Origin of the sequence: Aeromonas sp. R2-4, from assembly GCF_040908365.1 — a bacterium.
GTDB lineage: Bacteria > Pseudomonadota > Gammaproteobacteria > Enterobacterales > Aeromonadaceae > Aeromonas > Aeromonas veronii.
In genome coordinates this window covers 1-15,708 of sequence record NZ_JBFODO010000014.1, presented here as the reverse complement: position 1 = coordinate 15,708, position 15,708 = coordinate 1, and the positions used below count along the sequence as shown (strand labels likewise).

Below are 15,708 nucleotides of genomic sequence, written 5' to 3'. Positions count from 1 at the left end.
TATCCTTATAGTTCATCATGTTCCAAATCGAAGGTATCCATGAACAGGGTCGCGATCTTCTGCTGTTCGAGGGTCTGCCTGACCTGTGACCAAGCCAGTTTGGCGCTCTGCTCCTGCTGATTGCGGCCGGGAGAGAGCGCGGTTTTAAAAATCACCTTCCGGTTATGGGTGATCCAGATCAGGCTGCCCCAGCGAGCAGTCGGGCGCTCATGAATCGTCAGATTTTCTCTGGCATTCGGGTCTTCATCACTGCGCAACCGGGTAAATTCGTTATAAAAGCCCTGACCGAAGCGGGTAAAAGTGCGGTCCAGCACCAAACCATCCACATCCAGCCGATCACTCTCCTGCTCCGGCTGTACCGACTCCAGCGGAGCATCGGCCTCGGCCGCCACAACGGTCGTGAAGCCCCAGAGCAGCACAAGGCAACATGCCAGAGAGAACGCTTTCATCAGTGGGAGTCCGGAGCATCGAGATACTCTTTGGCCCAGCTCACCGCCTGGATCCGGTTCTTCACATTCAGCTTTTTAAAGACGTTATAGAGGTGGGATTTGACGGTGTGCTCGCTGACAAACAGGCTGTCGGCGATCTCGACATTGGAGGCACCCGTCATCAGATAACGGATGATCTCCTGCTCTCTGGCGGTCAGCAGAGTGTCGTTACGCAGCAGATAACTGTTGCCCTGGCGATAGTATTCGACCAGCTCGCACAGCAGGTGGCGCGGCATCCAGTACTCGCCCAACAGGATTTTCTGCAACCCGGCAACCAGTCTGTCGAGCGGATCCTGACGGAAAAACAGACCGCAGATCTGCGGCCACATCAGCAGCAGGTCGCGATCCGTCGCAGTGGGAGCATTGAGCAGCACAGTGGTCGCCATGCCAAAGCGTTCGGAGATCGCCCGGTTCCAGCCCAGTGACTGGCCAGAGCGGATATAGTCGAGATCGATGAGAAACAGCGTGCCGTCACACTGGTTATCTAGCTGATTAATCTCGTGGATTAGCTGGACGGGACGGCTCAAATGAGAGATGAGGTATGCAGCAAATGTGCTGGCCTGCACATTATTTTCAGTGACCAGTGCGATCGGGCATGCGGCTTTCATTGTGTGCTCTTCCTTGAACCTGTAAACCACCTAATCTGGCCGACTGAGTCTACCAAGGAGGTATGGGAGCACAATATTAAAAAAGTATGAGAATGGATCTCATAAATATCGTAACCATATGTTTTTAGTCGATTTAAAAACCTATTCCAATTCGCCAATCGGCCAGCATAACAGGAATATATGGCAGAAATGTGATGCCGGACGCGCCGGAAACAGCTGCAACCCGACCATCACTACAGCAGGAGCCAACAGTTACCTTTGGCACATCAAGCCGGTTAAGGATGCTGCCAATCCGCTTCGCAACTGTTACTATGACCGTCACATGCGTCTGCGGGACATTGCGCCCCGCACACAGCAACTAATCAGGTATCTAGTCGTGTTGGACCAGGTTTCGACCTGGCCGGTAAATAAGGTGGAAGAGAGATTATGGCCAGTCGAGGCATCAATAAAGTCATTCTGATCGGTAACCTCGGGCAAGACCCGGAAGTACGCTACATGCCGAGTGGCGGTGCTGTGACCAACATTACTCTGGCTACCTCCGAAACCTGGCGCGACAAGCAGACCGGTGAGCAGAAAGAGCGTACCGAATGGCATCGCGTCGTCTTCATGGGCAAGCTGGCCGAAGTGGCTGGCGAGTACCTGAAGAAGGGCTCCCAGGTCTATGTGGAAGGCAAGCTGCAGACCCGCAAATGGCAAGATCAGAGCGGCCAGGAGCGCTACACCACTGAAGTGCTGGTCGACAGCTTCACTGGCGTAATGCAGATGCTGGGTGGCCGTCCGCAAGGCGGTCAGGGTATGGGCCAGAACATGGGTGGCCAATCCCAGGGTAACTGGGGTCAGCCACAGCAAAGCATGCCTGCCCAGCAGCCGATGAATCAGCAGCGCCCGGCACCGGCTCCGCAGCAGAACATGCAGCCGCAAGGCGGTTATGGCCGTCCTGCCCAGCAGCCGCAATCTGCGCCGCCGGTATATAACGAGCCGCCGATGGATTTCGACGACGATATCCCGTTCTAAGAACAGAATATTGAAAAGGCCCTGATAACTCAGGGTCTTTTTTTATGCACTCAGGCTGAACCTCTCAGCCCGAAAGGGATATAACGCTTTTTGGTTGCCTCCCCTACAGTGATGGATATTCTCCATAGGAGCGCTTTGTGCAAAGTGCAATGAAACTGCTCACCCCTTTATTGCTAATGCTGACCAGCATGCTCTCCGGCCAGTTGCTGGCAATGCCACTCAAGGTCGGGGTCAGCTTTGCCATCCCCCCTTATGTCATCGAAAGTAATCAGCGTGGCATTGAGCTGGATCTGCTGAAAGAGGCGTTCGCCGGCAGCGACTATGAGCCCAGCTTTGAATTTCTGCCGCTGGAGCGTACCTTCCGCCTGTTCGAGTCAGGAAAGCTGGATGCCATCATCAACGTCAGACCCGGTATGGTTGATCCTCACGTTCTGACCCAGCCCGTTATCACCTTCCATAACCGGATCTTCACCCTGCGCAGCACCCACATCAGCACTCTGGACGACCTGCAATCAAAACGGGTTACCGCCTTTCAACGGGCAAGGATCATTCTGGGGGGCGCGTTCGCCACCATGGCCAACCAGAATCCCCACTATGAGGAGGTAGCCAAGCAGCAGGTGCAGGTACATCAGCTGATGCGCGGCAGGGTGGATGCAGTCGTACTGGAGGAGCGGGTGTTCTACTACTACCTCGACCAGCTGATTGCCACCGCCCAGGCAGGCGAGCACTACGAGCGCAATCAGGTCAGGCAAGCAGACCTCTTCCCGCCCACCGTCTATCACTTTGCCTTCCGAACGGCCGATGCCCGCAATCTGTTTGATAAGCGCCTTGAGGCGATGCGTCAGGATGGTCGTTATCACCAGATTTTCGCGGCTTACGGCGCCACGCCGTGAGCCACAAACATAAAAGCCAGCCGGTAAGGGCTGGCTTTGTACTGGCTCCGAAGGAACAGCAGTAGGGGAGCGTTACTTCATTGCGCTGCCGTTTTTCAGTTCTGCTTTCTGACGTTTGGCTTCGCGTTTCTCTTTCAGTGACATCTGCGGTTTTTTCTTGGCATCTTTGCCGTTGTGATGTTCTTTGTTACTCATCATCAAACTCCAAAAATGTTACCCAGACAGTTGGTTCCTCATGGGAGCCAGCATGCCATCCGAATTATCAACTTCAGTACGCTTGGTGGGATGGTGCAAGACCATCACCAGACCCAGCATACCCTCCAGCGGCATCCGGATCCAGCCTCATTCTCGTCCAAAAGATGTCGCGCGCAGCCCCTTGAGCGGGGAGGCCAAACGTCCTCGAAAGGAAAGACCAAAAAAGAGTAATTTGCATTATTAAATGTTGTCACGCTTATATTAAGCCATCGTCACCTGGATATTTTCACGGATAAATATAAATTCCTCTCATTATTTATTGCCACGCAAGAGGTCACCATTTTAATAAGCATTCGCAATATCATCGGAAACATCAGGTTACAACACCGAATAGGTTATTTCCGGTCAGCCGGATATAATGCGCGCCGCACCGAAATATCCGTTTTTATTCAGGAAGCTGTGACATGAACAGAAAAACCAGAGCCGCCATGGTGTCGGTCTGCTCCAATATCAGTCTGATCATCATGAAAATGGTGGCCGGGTTCGCCAGCGGCTCGGTCAGTATCATCTCGGAGGCGATCCACTCCGCTATGGATCTGGTGGCGGCCCTGATCGCCCTGTTCGCGGTGAAAAAGTCCGATCTCCCGCCCGATGAGAGCCACCCCTATGGTCACGACAAGATTGAAAATGTCTCCGGTGTCATCGAAGCACTGCTTATCTTGCTGGCCGCAGGCTGGATCATCTTCGAAGCTGTCGACAAGCTAATCACCCCCAGCCCGATTGAAAGCATTGGCTGGGGCGTGCTGGTGATGGTGATCTCGGCGCTGGTCAACAGCGGCGTCTCAGCCTACCTCTACAAGGTGGCCCGGGAAGAAGAGTCAGTTGCATTGGCGGCCGATGCGCTCCATCTCAAGGCGGATGTGCTCACTTCAGCCGGTGTCGCCGTCGGTCTTGGCGGGATCTGGCTGGCCGGTCTGTTCGGCCATTCACTCGCCATCCTCGACCCGCTGGTCGCCATTGCGGTCGCCATCTTTATTGTTAGAGAGGCGATCAGCATGCTCAACGAGGCCTTCCAGCCGCTGATCGACCAGAGCATGAGCCCGGAAGAGCTGGCGATGACCAGCCGCATCATCACCGAATGCTGCCCTGCCGCCAGCGGTTTTCACGATCTGCGCAGCCGTCGTGCCGGTCGTCGTCGCCATATCGACTTCCATCTCACCCTGCCCCCGGAGATGAGCATCGGCGAAGCCCACGATATCTGTGATCGCATCGAACACGCCATCATGGCGCAGTTGCCCCACGCCATCGTGCTGATCCACGTCGAGCCGGAGGAGCAAGAGCTGCCCTCACCGCTCGCCATAAATTGAAATGTGGCAAACAGGCGGGAAAGTGGCAGCGAAATAACGGAAAGTTGGCACAAACCCGCATTTTTACTGCCGGAAAGCCGATTGCATAAGAAGTGATCGGCACAACTGTGTTAGGGTGTCTAACCACCCTGCCGCAGGAGCGCGCCGTGAAAAAGCTGGAAATGAAAGATCTGACCGAGGCCGAAAAAGCCGAGATAGCCTTGTTATTGCAAAAGGCACAAGCCAATGCAGACCACCAGCTGACCAACGGAGAGCGGAACAAGATCCGCGAAGAGGGTCGCCTGAAAATTGTGGCCGACCGCGCCGAAGCGGCCAAGGCAGCCTCCAAGCTGGCTCGCGAGAAAGCCAAAGAGCGCGCCAAGAACCAGGTACTGCCGGAAACCTTCAGCTGGATTGATTCGGTCAGCAACAAGTTTCGCAGCAAGCGCTGATCCCCTCTTGCAAAACGCCCGCTCGCACTTGTGCCTGCGGGCGTTTGCATGTCTGGGCGATGCTCGATGAGCCAGATTTGGCGCCGCCATTGATTTGCAGCCCAGAAGCTAATCGCAGCAGCAAAGAAGTGATTTACATTGTGAGTTAGAGAGAACGCCAACTGACAATCCCCATCTATCGCCAGCTTTTCATTTTTTCTCATATTTTTTACCAGAACTGGCTACATAGTCAGGGCAAAAAAGCCGAATCTGGTTTGCTACAGGGTGATATGAGTCCTCGTTGATTTTTCTATGCCGTTGAAATGCATCATATTTACTATAAAAAATGATATTTTTGGCTGTTACAAAACATTAATATTGAGATAAAGTTTGCTTTAAAAATGAGAGCGTGTTTTAATCTTTCTCGATGGTTCGGCAGTTCAGACCTGATTATGTTAGGCAGTCATTTTAGTAAAGCAGTGATTAGCATAAGCGTTATCCTCGGATAATTCTTATCAAATAATTCTCCTTCTTTAGTGCTCCCCATACGTATTGCTGACGAAAAATCAAAAATTGCCATTTAGGTGGCATTCAACACTATTTAAGGAAATTATTATGTCTAACAAAATGACTGGTACCGTTAAGTTCTTCAACGCTGAGAAAGGTTTTGGTTTCATCTCCCCGGCTGACGGCAGCAAAGACGTGTTCGTACACTTCTCCGCTATCCAGTCCACCAGCTTCAAAACCCTGGACGAAGGTCAGCGCGTTGAGTTCACCATCGAGCAAGGCCAGAAAGGCCCGGCTGCTGCCAACGTAGTTGGTCTGTAATTCAAGCCGGAGCATGCTGCTGATGGCTCATGCCAACTGCTGACAGCTCTGCAAGAATTTAAAAAAACCCGCTTAGGCGGGTTTTTTGTTTTTCCCCGCTTTTTCCTCACAGATCTCCCCTCGCCCGACCGCTTGATCCCTCCCTTACACGCTCTCACCGCTTGAGTCTTAGAATGAGCTCCGAATGGACTCAAAATGTAAAATAGTGACGAAAAAGTCAGGTTATCCGCTGTATTTGCCGCGAATTCTTGCTATTTTGCGCGCCACCAACGCAAACGATTTCCTTCACACTTTCAGGATTAGTTATGGCAAAGCAAGATATGGCCGCCCAAACAGGGACAGGCGGCTTTCTGGACTCTTATTTTTCCATTTCTGCGCGCGGCAGCAGCGTGCGTCAGGAGCTGGTCGCGGGGCTGACCACCTTCCTGGCGATGGTCTACAGCATCATAGTGGTGCCGAACATGCTGGGTGCTGCCGGCTTTGAGCAGGGCCCGGTGTTTGTCGCCACCTGTTTGATCGCCGCCTTCGGCTCCCTGCTGATGGGGCTGTGGGCCAAGCTGCCGATGGCCATCGGTTGCGCCATCTCCCTCACCGCCTTTACCGCGTTCAGTCTGGTACTGGGTCAGGGACTGAGCATTCCGGTTGCCCTCGGCGCCATCTTCCTGATGGGGGTGCTGTTCACCGTGATCAGCGTCACCGGCGTGCGCCAGTGGATCCTGGACAACCTCCCCTCCGGCATCGCTCACGGTACCGGTATCGGTATCGGTCTGTTCCTGCTGCTGATCGCCACCAACGGCGTCGGTATGGTGATCAAGAACGAAGGGGCCGGTCTGCCGGTGCAACTGGGTGAAGTGACCGCCTTCCCGGTCATCATGACTGTGCTGGGTCTGGCCGCCATCTTCGGTCTGGAGCGTCGCAAGGTGCCGGGCGGCATCCTGATGGTGATTATCGCCATCTCCATCCTCGGCCTTATCTTCGACCCGAAAGTAACCTGGCAGGGCTTCTTCGCCATGCCGAGCCTGACTGGCGAGAAGGGCTCGCTGGTAGGCAGCATGGATCTGCTGGGCGCCCTCAATCCGGTGGTGATTCCGACCGTACTGGCACTGGTGATGACAGCCGTGTTTGACGCCACCGGCACCATCCGTGCCGTGGCCGGTCAGGCGGGCCTTATCAACGAACGTGGCCACATCATCAGCGGCGGCAAGGCCCTGACTGCCGACTCCGTCAGCAGCATGGTGGCGGGCGCCGTCGGTGGTGCTCCGGCTGCCGTCTACATCGAATCTGCCGCAGGCACCGCGGCAGGTGGCAAGACCGGTCTGACCGCCGCGCTGGTCGGCGTGCTGTTCCTGCTGATGATCTTCCTCTCCCCGCTCAGCTATCTGGTACCGGCTTACGCCACCGCACCGGCGCTGATGTATGTCGGTCTGCTGATGCTGGGCAACGTCACCAAGCTGGACTTCAGCGACTCGGTCGATGCGCTCTCCGGCATGCTGTGTGCCGTCTTCATCGTGCTGACCTGCAACATCGTGACCGGCATCATGCTGGGCTTCGTAGCACTGGTCATCGGTCGCCTGTTCGCTGCCGAGTGGAAGAAGCTGAACGTCGGCACCGTTATCATCGCCGTGGCGCTGGTGGTCTTCTACGCCGGTGGCTGGGCCATCTAACCCGTCCGCATATTCCGGTTATACCGAAGGGCCCTGCGGGGCCCTTTTTCATGGCTGTGAGTCAGCTAACAGTTTCCCGCCCGCAAGCCCTGCGCAGTTTCAGATTGAAACATCCTTCCCCCTTCTGCTGTTTCAAATCCGAACCAAATCGCCCGTCATTTTTATCCCTTTTTCTGTCGTTAGACTGGCTCCATCAACCATTTGCCCACCCGAGCGGTGGTAAGCCAAGGAGTGAGCCATGAAGAAACTGATCAATGCCGTCGATGCCGTGGTCCGTGAACAACTGATGGGGATGGCAGCCGCCCACCCCGAGCTCAAGGTACGTATCGAACCCCACTACATCACCCGCGCCGACTCCCCCGTGATGGGCAAGGTGGCGCTGGTCTCCGGCGGTGGCAGCGGCCACGAGCCGATGCACGGCGGTCTGGTGGGCAAAGGGATGCTGGATGGCGCCTGCCCCGGCGAGATATTTACCTCCCCGACCCCGGATCAGATGTACGAGTGCGGTCAGGCCGTTGATGGCGGCGCGGGTGTGCTCTTTCTGGTGAAAAACTACACCGGCGACGTACTCAACTTCGAGACCGCGGTCGAGCTGCTGCACGGCGACGGAGTCAAGGTGGGCTTCGCCCTGATCGATGACGATGTCGCGGTCAAAGACAGCCTCTACACCGCCGGTCGCCGTGGGGTTGCCACGACCGTGCTGTGCGAGAAGCTGGTCGGTGCCGCCGCCGAGGCGGGCTATGACCTTGCCCGCTGCGAGGCGCTGGCCCGTCGCATCAACAACCAGAGCCGCACCATAGGCGTGGCCATGCATGCCTGCACCGTGCCGGCCGCTGGCAAGCCCTCCTTCACCCTGGCGGACAACGAGCTGGAGTTCGGCGTGGGCATTCACGGCGAACCGGGCATCGAGCGCCGCCCCTTCACCGACCTCAATACCCTGGTGGACGACATGTTCAGCGAGCTGGCGGACAACACTCCCTACGGCCGTACCCTGCGCCACTGGGATCGCACCAGCGGCAGCTGGCAGGAGGAGCACACCTTTATCGAACCGCTGAATGCGGGCGATCGGGTCATCGCGCTGGTCAACAGCCTCGGCGGCACCCCCATCTCCGAACTCTATGGCGTCTATGGTCGCCTCGCCACCCTGTGCGAAGAGGCGGGCATCCATCTGGTGCGCAACCTGATTGGCCCCTACTGCACCTCCCTCGACATGACCGGTATCTCCATCACATTGCTCAAGGTGGATGATGAACTGATGACCCTGTGGGATGCCCCCGTTCACACCCCCGCCCTGCGTCGCGGCTGCTAAGGAGAACCCATGTTAAGCAAGCATCACATCGTCAACTGGCTGCTCGACTGCGAGCATATCTTCACCGAGCAGCGTGACTACCTCACCGCGCTGGATACCGACATCGGCGACGGCGACCACGGCCTTAACATGCAGCGCGGCTTCGCCAAGGTGGCGGAGAAGCTGCCCGCAGTGGCGGACAAGGATATCGGGCAGGTACTGAAAACCACCGGCATGACATTGCTCTCCTCGGTCGGCGGCGCCAGCGGCCCGCTCTACGGCACCTTCTTTATCCGGGCCGCGGCCAGCAGCGACGCCTGCCAGAGCCTGAGCCTGAGCCAGCTGTGCAAAATGCTGAGCGACGGGGTCGAGGGGATCGTCTCCCGCGGCCGTGCCGAGCCGGGCGACAAGACCATGTGCGACGCCTGGTGGCCGGCACTGGCCGCCCTGCAACAGGCGCAGCAGCAAGAGCTGCCCCTCAACGAGGCGCTGGACAAGGCGGTGGCAGCCGCCGCGGCCGGTACCGAGGCGACCATCCAGATGCAGGCCCGCAAGGGGCGCGCCAGCTATCTTGGCGAGCGCAGCATCGGCCATCAGGATGCCGGGGCCACCTCGACCCTGCTGCTGCTGACTGCCCTGCGTGACAGAGCGAGGTTGTGACATGATCGGAATCGTAGTGGTCTCTCACAGCGCCATGCTGGCGGCCGGTTTGAAAGCGCTGGCCGACCAGCTCGGCAGCCCGGCCCGATTGCTGCTGGCGGCCGGGGTCGATGACCCCGACCACCCCATCGGCACCGACGCCATCGCGGTGATGAGTGCGATTGAAGAAGCGGATGACGGCAGCGGCGTGCTGGTGCTGATGGACTTGGGCAGCGCCCTCTTGAGCGCCGAGACCGCCCTCGAACTGCTGCCCCCCGAGTTAAGCGCGAGGGTGCGGCTCTGCCCGGCCCCGCTGGTCGAAGGTACTCTGGCCGCTGTGGTGGCGGCCGGTTCCGGCCTGACGCTGGACGAGGTGGCCGCCGAGGCGCTCGGCGCGCTGGGCCCGAAACAGGCGATGCTGCCTGCCAGCCCAGCGCAGGCCGCCACCGAGACAGCCCCCGTTGTCGACGACGGCTGGCTGCGCTGCGAGGTGGTGGTGGATAACCCCCACGGCCTGCATGTGCGCCCCGCCGCCCGACTGGTGGCTGCCCTCAAGCCCTTTGCCGCCGAACTCAAGCTGCAAAAGGGGGATAAAGAGGCCAATCCCCGCAGCCTGACCCGGCTCGCCATGCTCAACGTGCGTCAGGGCGATGCGCTCACCCTGCTGGCGCGCGGCGAGGATGCCACCGCAGCATTGACCTGCTTCCAGCAGCTGGCCGACGAGCGCTTTGGCGACTGACGCCACTGTTTCAAGGGGCTGCACTCGCTCGCTGAGCATGTGCAGCTTCATTCAAGACGAAGGAGTCCCCGGCACTGCCGCCCCTTCGCCCCGATTCTTAATTCATAAAGAGAGAGGGATAAAAAATGGACCGCATTATTATCAGCCCCAGCAAATACGTACAAGGCAACGGGGCCCTCGCCAATATCGGCAACTACGTCAAGGCGCTCGGTAGCAAGCCGCTGATCCTGGCCGACGCCTTCGTCACCAAGCTGGTGGGCGATACCGTGGCCACCAGCTTCCATGGCGCCGGCATCAAGCCCGAGTTCGACTGCTTCAATGGTGAGTGCTCCCGCCCCGAGATCGACCGCCTGCTGGCCCGCTGCAACCAGACCCCGTTTGATGTCATCATCGGCATCGGCGGCGGCAAAACGCTGGATACCGCCAAGTCAGTCGCCTTCTACCAGAAGGTGCCGGTGGTCATAGTGCCCACCATCGCCTCCACCGATGCCCCCACCAGCGCGCTGGCGGTCATCTACACCCCGGAAGGACAGTTCAGCGAATACCTGATGATCCCGACCAACCCCAACATGGTCATCATGGATACCGGCGTAGTCTCCCGCGCCCCGGTGCGGCTGCTGGTCTCCGGCATGGGGGATGCGCTCTCCACCTATTTCGAGGCGCGCGCCAACAAGGTCTCCGGTTGCCAGACCATGGCCGGTGGAGCCTCTACGCTGGCGGCGCAAGCCATCGCCGAGCTCTGCTACAAGACCCTGCTGGCCGATGGCTACAAGGCCAAGCTGGCGGTAGAGCAGGGGCTCTGCACCAAGGCGGTGGAGAACATCATCGAGGCCAACACCTATCTGAGCGGTATCGGCTTCGAGAGCAGCGGGCTGGCCGCCGCCCACGCCATCCACAACGGCCTGACCCAGCTGACCGAGTGTCACCACCTCTACCACGGCGAGAAAGTGGCGTTCGGTACCCTGGTACAGCTGGTGCTGGAGAACGCGCCGATGGCGGAGATCGAAACCGTACTGGCCTTCTGCCGCTCGGTTGGCCTGCCGACCAACCTGCATATGATGGGGGTCAAGGAGCTGGATGTGGCGCGCCTGATGGAGGTGGCCAAAGCCTCCACCGCCGAGGGCGAGACCATCCACAATATGCCGTTCAAGGTCACCGCCGAGGATGTGCTGGCGGCCATCGTCACCGCCCACCAGCTGGGGCTGTAACCGCGCCACGACTGCTCCTGCCATATAAAACGGCCCCGCATCTGCGGGGCCGTTTCGTTTTCTGCGGCCGGTTGGCGACGGCTCGCCGTCAGCCGTGATAGTCAGCGGGATCAATTTCGAGCAGCTTGAGCCGCCGCCAGAGGGTGGTGCGACTGATGCCAAGATGCTGGGCCATCTGGCTCACCTGCCCCTTGCAGGCGTGGGCGCAGCGCAAGATGGCTTGCCGCTCCAGCTCCGCCAGCGTGAGCAGCGGTTGCCCCACCACCTCGTCCGCCACCCGCTGATAGCCGTGCCGAATGGCAGCGGGCAGCGCCTCCGGCGGGATCGGCCCCTGACCGGCATGAAGCAGGGCATGCTCCACCGCACTGCGCAGCTCCCCCAGATTGCCGGGCCAGGGATAGGCGAGCAGGCAGTCGAGGGCCGCCGGACTGAACTGGCGCACCGGCTCACGACCCTGCGCCGCCAACTGCTGGCTAATAAGGCCCGGCAGATCCGCCGCGCGCTCCCGCAATCCCGGCAGCCATAGCTCGCACGCCTGTAAGGCATAGAGCAGCTGGCGGCCAAACAGCCCCTCCTGCAACAGCTGCTCCAGTGGGGCGCTGCTGGTGGCGATGATCCGCACCTTGAGCGGCAGGATACGGGCCGAATCGAAGCGCTGGATGCGACCGGTCTTGAGCAGTTGCAGCAGCGCCGCCTGCATGGGGGCAGAGAGGCACTCCACCTGCTCCAGCACTAACGTGCCGCCGTGGGCCAGCTCGAACTTGCCTGCCCGCTCCTGCCCCGCCTCGTCGGAACCCATCAGCTCCAGCGCCATCCGCTCGCTCGGCAGCGCCTTGCAGTTGAGGGTAATGAGCGGCCCGGCGGCCCGCTCACTGCCAAAGTGGATCGCCTCCGCCAGCTGGGCCTTGCCCACCTCCTCCTCACCGCGCAGCAGGATCGGCCCCTGACTCTGGGCCGCCTGCCGGGCGTAGCGCAGCAGCTTGCGCATGGCGCTCGACTCCCCCACCAGTGCCGATAACTCGGGCACCGTCTGGCGCAACTGGTGAATGGCCCGCAGCCGATCGACCGGGTGCAACAGGGCGATAAAGCTGACCCCCTCTGGCCCCGGCAGCGGCTTGAGGCTCACCAGTGCATTGATAAACTCCCCCTCCTGCGCGCCGAGCCGCTCCAGCGTCACCTCCACATGGCTGAGCGGCGTCTGCCCCCTGATGGCCAACTGCAACCGCTGGGGCAACAGCAGGTGCTGCTCCAGCGGTTGGCCGAGGCAGAGCGCGGGATCGAGCCGCAGCCGGTGGGCCGCCAGCGCGTTGAGGTAGCGCAGCCGCCCCTGTGGATCCCAGGCCAGCACACCGTCATCCATGCCATCGAGCAGGGCGTAAAGCTCGCTCAGATGGTGCTGGGACTCCTGCATCAGGGTCTCCATCTGCAGCAGATGGGCCAGCTCGCGTCCGGCACTGACGGTGAGCGCCAGATCGCCGGCGCTCGCCTCCTCCACCTTGCAGATCAACGCGATGATGGCGACCTGACGGCCATTGCTGTTGTAGACCGGGCTGGCGCAGCTGTGCCATGGGTGGAGGGTCTGGTTGAAGTGCTGGGAGCCGCTGACGCAGAGCGGCACTCCCTCCAGCGCCGCCAGATTGATGGCATTGGTGCCGATGCGCCCCTCGCTGAAAAAGGCGCCGGGGCCAAACCCCAGCGCCGCCAGCTCGCGCAGGGTGTCGGGATGGCCGGTCTGGGCCAGCAGGCAGCCGCTCTCGTCGGTGAGCAGCAGGGCGCAGGGGCGCCCCTCCATAAATTCGTAGAGATCTTCGAGGGCCATCTCGCCGGTGGTAAGCAGGTCGCGCTTGCGCTGGCGCAGGCTCTGCAAGGTCTGCCCCTTGGCGCTGTGGGGCGGATGCCAGAGGGTGGCACTGGTCTGGTGGGCGCAGCGCAGCCAGGATGCCTGCAGATAGTCAGGCCAAGCGAGCAGCGGCTGAAGGTCAGATGGCATGGTCACAGCAATATCCGGCAAGATGTGAGCCGACCATTTAACCACGCCAGCGCCCCCGATTCAGTGACCTGCCTCAGAGGGTGGCAAGCCCGCTCTGCTCTTGGTCGGGTTCGCCCCCGGCAAATTTCTGGCCGAGACACTCCTTCAATCTTTTGATATATAACCCCGCTCACACTACTGACTAGTTTATGAAAAGGAGGCCAGATGGTGCTTTCCATTGCCGCTCCTTAAGTGTATTTTTTCTCACTAGCGAAAAGAAGATCCAAAGGGAAACGCTTGACGAATGTGTTCAGCACCATAGGCAGATCGGTAATGTTGTGATTTAAAAATTTATTTTCTTTGGCGGCGAACAGGGCGATCAGAATTTATATGAAAGGCTCTATTGACGGATTAGCACCGCCTTCCATCTAATAACGATTAGGCTTCTGGAAGAAGATATAAAATGTTTAGCCAAAATTATAGATTGCTTACCCAAGAGGGGCATTTGACAATGTCTAGCCTTTTGGGTGGTTTAAATTCATTAAGAAACGCCAATATTGATGAGAATCATCGAGGCTTGTTTTACTCAGGTTTGTTCGAGCTTGCTACAGGTTTTGAGCGTTTGATGAAAATAGTACTGATCCTTGATCACCAACTAAAAAACCATCTGAAAAACCCGACAAACAAAGAGTTGAAAGCTTTTGGTCACAATATAAAAGATCTTTTCGACAACTGTTCAGTACTACCCCAGGCATATGGATTACGACAACAGCCAAGCCTTAATGATAAACAAACAAAAATAATTTCTACTCTTACAGAGTTCGCGAAAGGTTCACGATACTACAATCTTGATGTGTTAACTAATAACAATCAAAATGATGATCCTATTGGACTTTGGTTATCTGTAATTGATGATCATATTTGGAGCCTACGTAGCGATGTGCGTACAAAGTTACGAAATGACTCAGCAGAAGTAATTGAACGCTCAGGTATGGCTAGTAGCTGGCAACAAAATGTAGATGGTGAGTGGGTTACCGTACTCGACTTTTACTATTTGATGTCTGCTACAGAAAAGGCTAATCCTCATATAATATGGTCGATTATTGAAATGCTGCGCCCATTTTATGGTCTGTTGCGTCATCAATGTTACGAGTTACACGAATTATATGCGCAACAGGGTAAGGAAAATGAAATACCTTATATGTACGAGTTTTTTCCTTTTTTCCTAACACCGAAAAGCTCCGCGTTGAGAAAGAAACAGTGTGTACAGATCTAGTTATCACCTGACACCGGCCTCAAACCGGTGTCTTGTTTACGCTACTTTAGAGCGCACTTCCTTCGGTATCAATTTCAGACCCTTCTTGAACATGCTGTAGGGGGTTTGACCCTCCATCATCCTGCCCTGATGTGGCCGCTGGGTGTTGTAGTGCACCAGATAGCTATCCAGGTCTGTCTGCATCTGCTCTACCGACTCATACCAGGTCGTCCTCCCCTTGATGCGGAAGTGTTCATCCAGCAAGGTTCGATGCAGCCGCTCGATAAAGCCGTTGCTCTGCGGCCTGCGCACCTTGGTGGTTCGGTGCTCAATCCCCTCCAGTTGCAGGAACAGCTCGTAGGGATGGTGGTCTGGGCGCCCACAGAACTCGCGCCCGTTGTCCGACAGGATGGTATAGACCCGCGCCTCGTGGGCCTCGAAAAACGGCAGCACCGTTTCATTGAGCACATGAACCGAGGTCACCGGCAGCTTGCTGGTGTAGAGCCGTCCCCAGGCGTGGCGACTGTAGCAGTCCAGCACGGTTTGTAGATACACCTTGCCAACCCCCTTGAGCGCGCCGACGAAGAAGGTGTCGACCGCCACCAGTTCTCCGGTGTAATGAACCTCAATCTGGCGTTCTCGGAACTCGGGACTGAATCGTTCTAACAGGCGAATTTGCTCGTCATTGAGCTCAATGGTCTGCTCACGGTGAGTTTTCTCAAGGCGCAGCAAGCGGTCGTGTTTAGAGAGCAAGTCGTGCCGTTGCCACACGCCACGCACACCGCCCGCACTGACATTGATGCCTTGCAGAGCCAGTTCTTGCGCGACCCGCAGCGGGCCTTGAGTTGGTCTGGTGAGGGAGTAATCGAGGATGGCCTGTTCAATCTCGGGCGCAACCCGATTGGGATGAGCCCCTTTACAGCCCGGCAATTTGTCGAGCAAGCCCTCGGCGCCATAGGTCTGGTAATTACGGCGAATTTCGTAGAACTGCTGGCGGCTGTAGCCAATGAGCTTGCAGGCTTTACTGACGTTATTGAGCTCTTTGGCGAGCTCTAGCAGGCTGAGTTTGCGACGTGCTACTTTCTCGTTGGTGGTCATACGGTGACTCCAGATAACACGGTAGGGGTACCGTTTTGTTATCCG

General features: G+C 57.8%; 16 protein-coding genes. 11 read left to right on the top strand and 5 right to left on the bottom strand.

The window, feature by feature from the left end:
• Window positions 1-5: 5 nt before the first annotated feature.
• Complete coding sequence (locus AB5Z05_RS07340) at window positions 6-449, bottom strand: curli production assembly/transport protein CsgE (RefSeq protein ID WP_201952785.1); 444 nt, start codon at window positions 447-449, stop codon at window positions 6-8.
• Window positions 449-1,096 carry a LuxR C-terminal-related transcriptional regulator gene (locus AB5Z05_RS07335; protein WP_042080923.1) on the bottom strand — a complete coding sequence of 216 codons (648 nt, stop codon included), beginning with the start codon at window positions 1,094-1,096 and terminating at the stop codon, window positions 449-451. Before AB5Z05_RS07335 ends, AB5Z05_RS07340 begins: the two co-directional genes overlap by 1 nt.
• Window positions 1,097-1,522: 426 nt before the next feature.
• Between AB5Z05_RS07335 and AB5Z05_RS07330 the strand changes: the two genes are divergently transcribed.
• Window positions 1,523-2,110 carry a single-stranded DNA-binding protein gene (locus AB5Z05_RS07330; protein ID WP_005340181.1) on the top strand — a complete coding sequence of 196 codons (588 nt, stop codon included), beginning with the start codon at window positions 1,523-1,525 and terminating at the stop codon, window positions 2,108-2,110.
• 149 nt (window positions 2,111-2,259) lie between these two features.
• Window positions 2,260-3,003 (top strand): substrate-binding periplasmic protein, encoded by a 744-nt coding sequence (locus AB5Z05_RS07325; protein ID WP_368150819.1) that lies wholly within the window; start codon window positions 2,260-2,262, stop codon window positions 3,001-3,003.
• Between the two features lie 72 nt (window positions 3,004-3,075).
• On the opposite strand, the gene AB5Z05_RS07320 is transcribed toward AB5Z05_RS07325, so the two are convergent.
• Window positions 3,076-3,201 carry a hypothetical protein gene (locus tag AB5Z05_RS07320; RefSeq protein ID WP_019445191.1) on the bottom strand — a complete coding sequence of 42 codons (126 nt, stop codon included), beginning with the start codon at window positions 3,199-3,201 and terminating at the stop codon, window positions 3,076-3,078.
• 461 nt (window positions 3,202-3,662) lie between these two features.
• Between AB5Z05_RS07320 and AB5Z05_RS07315 the strand changes: the two genes are divergently transcribed.
• The 8 genes from AB5Z05_RS07315 (at window position 3,663) to AB5Z05_RS07280 (ending at window position 11,341) form a co-directional block, all read left to right on the top strand.
• Window positions 3,663-4,565, top strand: coding sequence for a cation diffusion facilitator family transporter (locus AB5Z05_RS07315; RefSeq protein ID WP_108613315.1), 903 nt, complete (start codon window positions 3,663-3,665; stop codon window positions 4,563-4,565).
• Between the two features lie 146 nt (window positions 4,566-4,711).
• Window positions 4,712-4,996 carry a DUF3811 domain-containing protein gene (gene yjbD / locus AB5Z05_RS07310; protein WP_005340165.1) on the top strand — a complete coding sequence of 95 codons (285 nt, stop codon included), beginning with the start codon at window positions 4,712-4,714 and terminating at the stop codon, window positions 4,994-4,996.
• A gap of 594 nt (window positions 4,997-5,590) precedes the next feature.
• On the top strand, window positions 5,591-5,803 hold the full coding sequence (cspA, locus tag AB5Z05_RS07305) for an RNA chaperone/antiterminator CspA (RefSeq protein ID WP_005316548.1): 213 nt from the start codon (window positions 5,591-5,593) through the stop codon (window positions 5,801-5,803).
• Between the two features lie 305 nt (window positions 5,804-6,108).
• Window positions 6,109-7,467 (top strand): NCS2 family permease, encoded by a 1,359-nt coding sequence (locus tag AB5Z05_RS07300; protein WP_368150790.1) that lies wholly within the window; start codon window positions 6,109-6,111, stop codon window positions 7,465-7,467.
• A 238-nt stretch (window positions 7,468-7,705) separates the two neighbouring features.
• Entirely contained in the window at window positions 7,706-8,776 is a 1,071-nt protein-coding gene (gene dhaK, locus AB5Z05_RS07295; RefSeq protein ID WP_040067692.1) for a dihydroxyacetone kinase subunit DhaK, read from the top strand.
• 9 nt (window positions 8,777-8,785) lie between these two features.
• Window positions 8,786-9,415 (top strand): dihydroxyacetone kinase subunit DhaL, encoded by a 630-nt coding sequence (dhaL, locus tag AB5Z05_RS07290; RefSeq protein ID WP_021231630.1) that lies wholly within the window; start codon window positions 8,786-8,788, stop codon window positions 9,413-9,415.
• A gap of 1 nt (window position 9,416) precedes the next feature.
• The gene (gene dhaM, locus AB5Z05_RS07285) at window positions 9,417-10,133 is read left to right on the top strand and encodes a dihydroxyacetone kinase phosphoryl donor subunit DhaM (protein ID WP_368150788.1); all 717 of its coding nucleotides are present in this window, start codon (window positions 9,417-9,419) and stop codon (window positions 10,131-10,133) included.
• Between the two features lie 125 nt (window positions 10,134-10,258).
• The gene (locus AB5Z05_RS07280; RefSeq protein ID WP_368150785.1) at window positions 10,259-11,341 is read left to right on the top strand and encodes a glycerol dehydrogenase; all 1,083 of its coding nucleotides are present in this window, start codon (window positions 10,259-10,261) and stop codon (window positions 11,339-11,341) included.
• Window positions 11,342-11,429: 88 nt separating this feature from the next.
• Here the strand turns inward: AB5Z05_RS07280 and dhaR are convergent, their stop codons facing one another.
• Window positions 11,430-13,331, bottom strand: coding sequence for a dihydroxyacetone kinase operon transcriptional regulator DhaR (dhaR, locus tag AB5Z05_RS07275; protein ID WP_368150782.1), 1,902 nt, complete (start codon window positions 13,329-13,331; stop codon window positions 11,430-11,432).
• A gap of 442 nt (window positions 13,332-13,773) precedes the next feature.
• On the opposite strand from dhaR, the gene AB5Z05_RS07270 reads away from it, so the two are divergent.
• Window positions 13,774-14,586, top strand: a complete 813-nt coding sequence (locus tag AB5Z05_RS07270; RefSeq protein WP_368150780.1) for a hypothetical protein — start codon at window positions 13,774-13,776, stop codon at window positions 14,584-14,586.
• A gap of 36 nt (window positions 14,587-14,622) precedes the next feature.
• On the opposite strand, the gene AB5Z05_RS07265 is transcribed toward AB5Z05_RS07270, so the two are convergent.
• The gene (locus tag AB5Z05_RS07265) at window positions 14,623-15,663 is read right to left on the bottom strand and encodes an IS481-like element ISAs19 family transposase (RefSeq protein WP_279460456.1); all 1,041 of its coding nucleotides are present in this window, start codon (window positions 15,661-15,663) and stop codon (window positions 14,623-14,625) included.
• Between the last annotated feature and the right edge of the window lie 45 nt (window positions 15,664-15,708).

Bases quoted from the DNA above. Each gene is read 5' to 3' on its own strand.
- AB5Z05_RS07340 (WP_201952785.1), bottom strand. From the start codon at position 449: ATGAAAGCGTTCTCTCTGGCATGTTGCCTTGTGCTGCTCTGGGGCTTC.
- AB5Z05_RS07335 (WP_042080923.1), bottom strand. From the start codon at position 1,096: ATGAAAGCCGCATGCCCGATCGCACTGGTCACTGAAAATAATGTGCAG.
- AB5Z05_RS07330 (WP_005340181.1), top strand. From the start codon at position 1,523: ATGGCCAGTCGAGGCATCAATAAAGTCATTCTGATCGGTAACCTCGGG.
- AB5Z05_RS07325 (WP_368150819.1), top strand. From the start codon at position 2,260: ATGAAACTGCTCACCCCTTTATTGCTAATGCTGACCAGCATGCTCTCC.
- AB5Z05_RS07320 (WP_019445191.1), bottom strand. From the start codon at position 3,201: ATGATGAGTAACAAAGAACATCACAACGGCAAAGATGCCAAGAAAAAA.
- AB5Z05_RS07315 (WP_108613315.1), top strand. From the start codon at position 3,663: ATGAACAGAAAAACCAGAGCCGCCATGGTGTCGGTCTGCTCCAATATC.
- cspA (WP_005316548.1), top strand. From the start codon at position 5,591: ATGTCTAACAAAATGACTGGTACCGTTAAGTTCTTCAACGCTGAGAAA.
- AB5Z05_RS07300 (WP_368150790.1), top strand. From the start codon at position 6,109: ATGGCAAAGCAAGATATGGCCGCCCAAACAGGGACAGGCGGCTTTCTG.
- dhaK (WP_040067692.1), top strand. From the start codon at position 7,706: ATGAAGAAACTGATCAATGCCGTCGATGCCGTGGTCCGTGAACAACTG.
- dhaL (WP_021231630.1), top strand. From the start codon at position 8,786: ATGTTAAGCAAGCATCACATCGTCAACTGGCTGCTCGACTGCGAGCAT.
- dhaM (WP_368150788.1), top strand. From the start codon at position 9,417: ATGATCGGAATCGTAGTGGTCTCTCACAGCGCCATGCTGGCGGCCGGT.
- AB5Z05_RS07280 (WP_368150785.1), top strand. From the start codon at position 10,259: ATGGACCGCATTATTATCAGCCCCAGCAAATACGTACAAGGCAACGGG.
- dhaR (WP_368150782.1), bottom strand. From the start codon at position 13,331: ATGCCATCTGACCTTCAGCCGCTGCTCGCTTGGCCTGACTATCTGCAG.
- AB5Z05_RS07270 (WP_368150780.1), top strand. From the start codon at position 13,774: ATGTTTAGCCAAAATTATAGATTGCTTACCCAAGAGGGGCATTTGACA.
- AB5Z05_RS07265 (WP_279460456.1), bottom strand. From the start codon at position 15,663: ATGACCACCAACGAGAAAGTAGCACGTCGCAAACTCAGCCTGCTAGAG.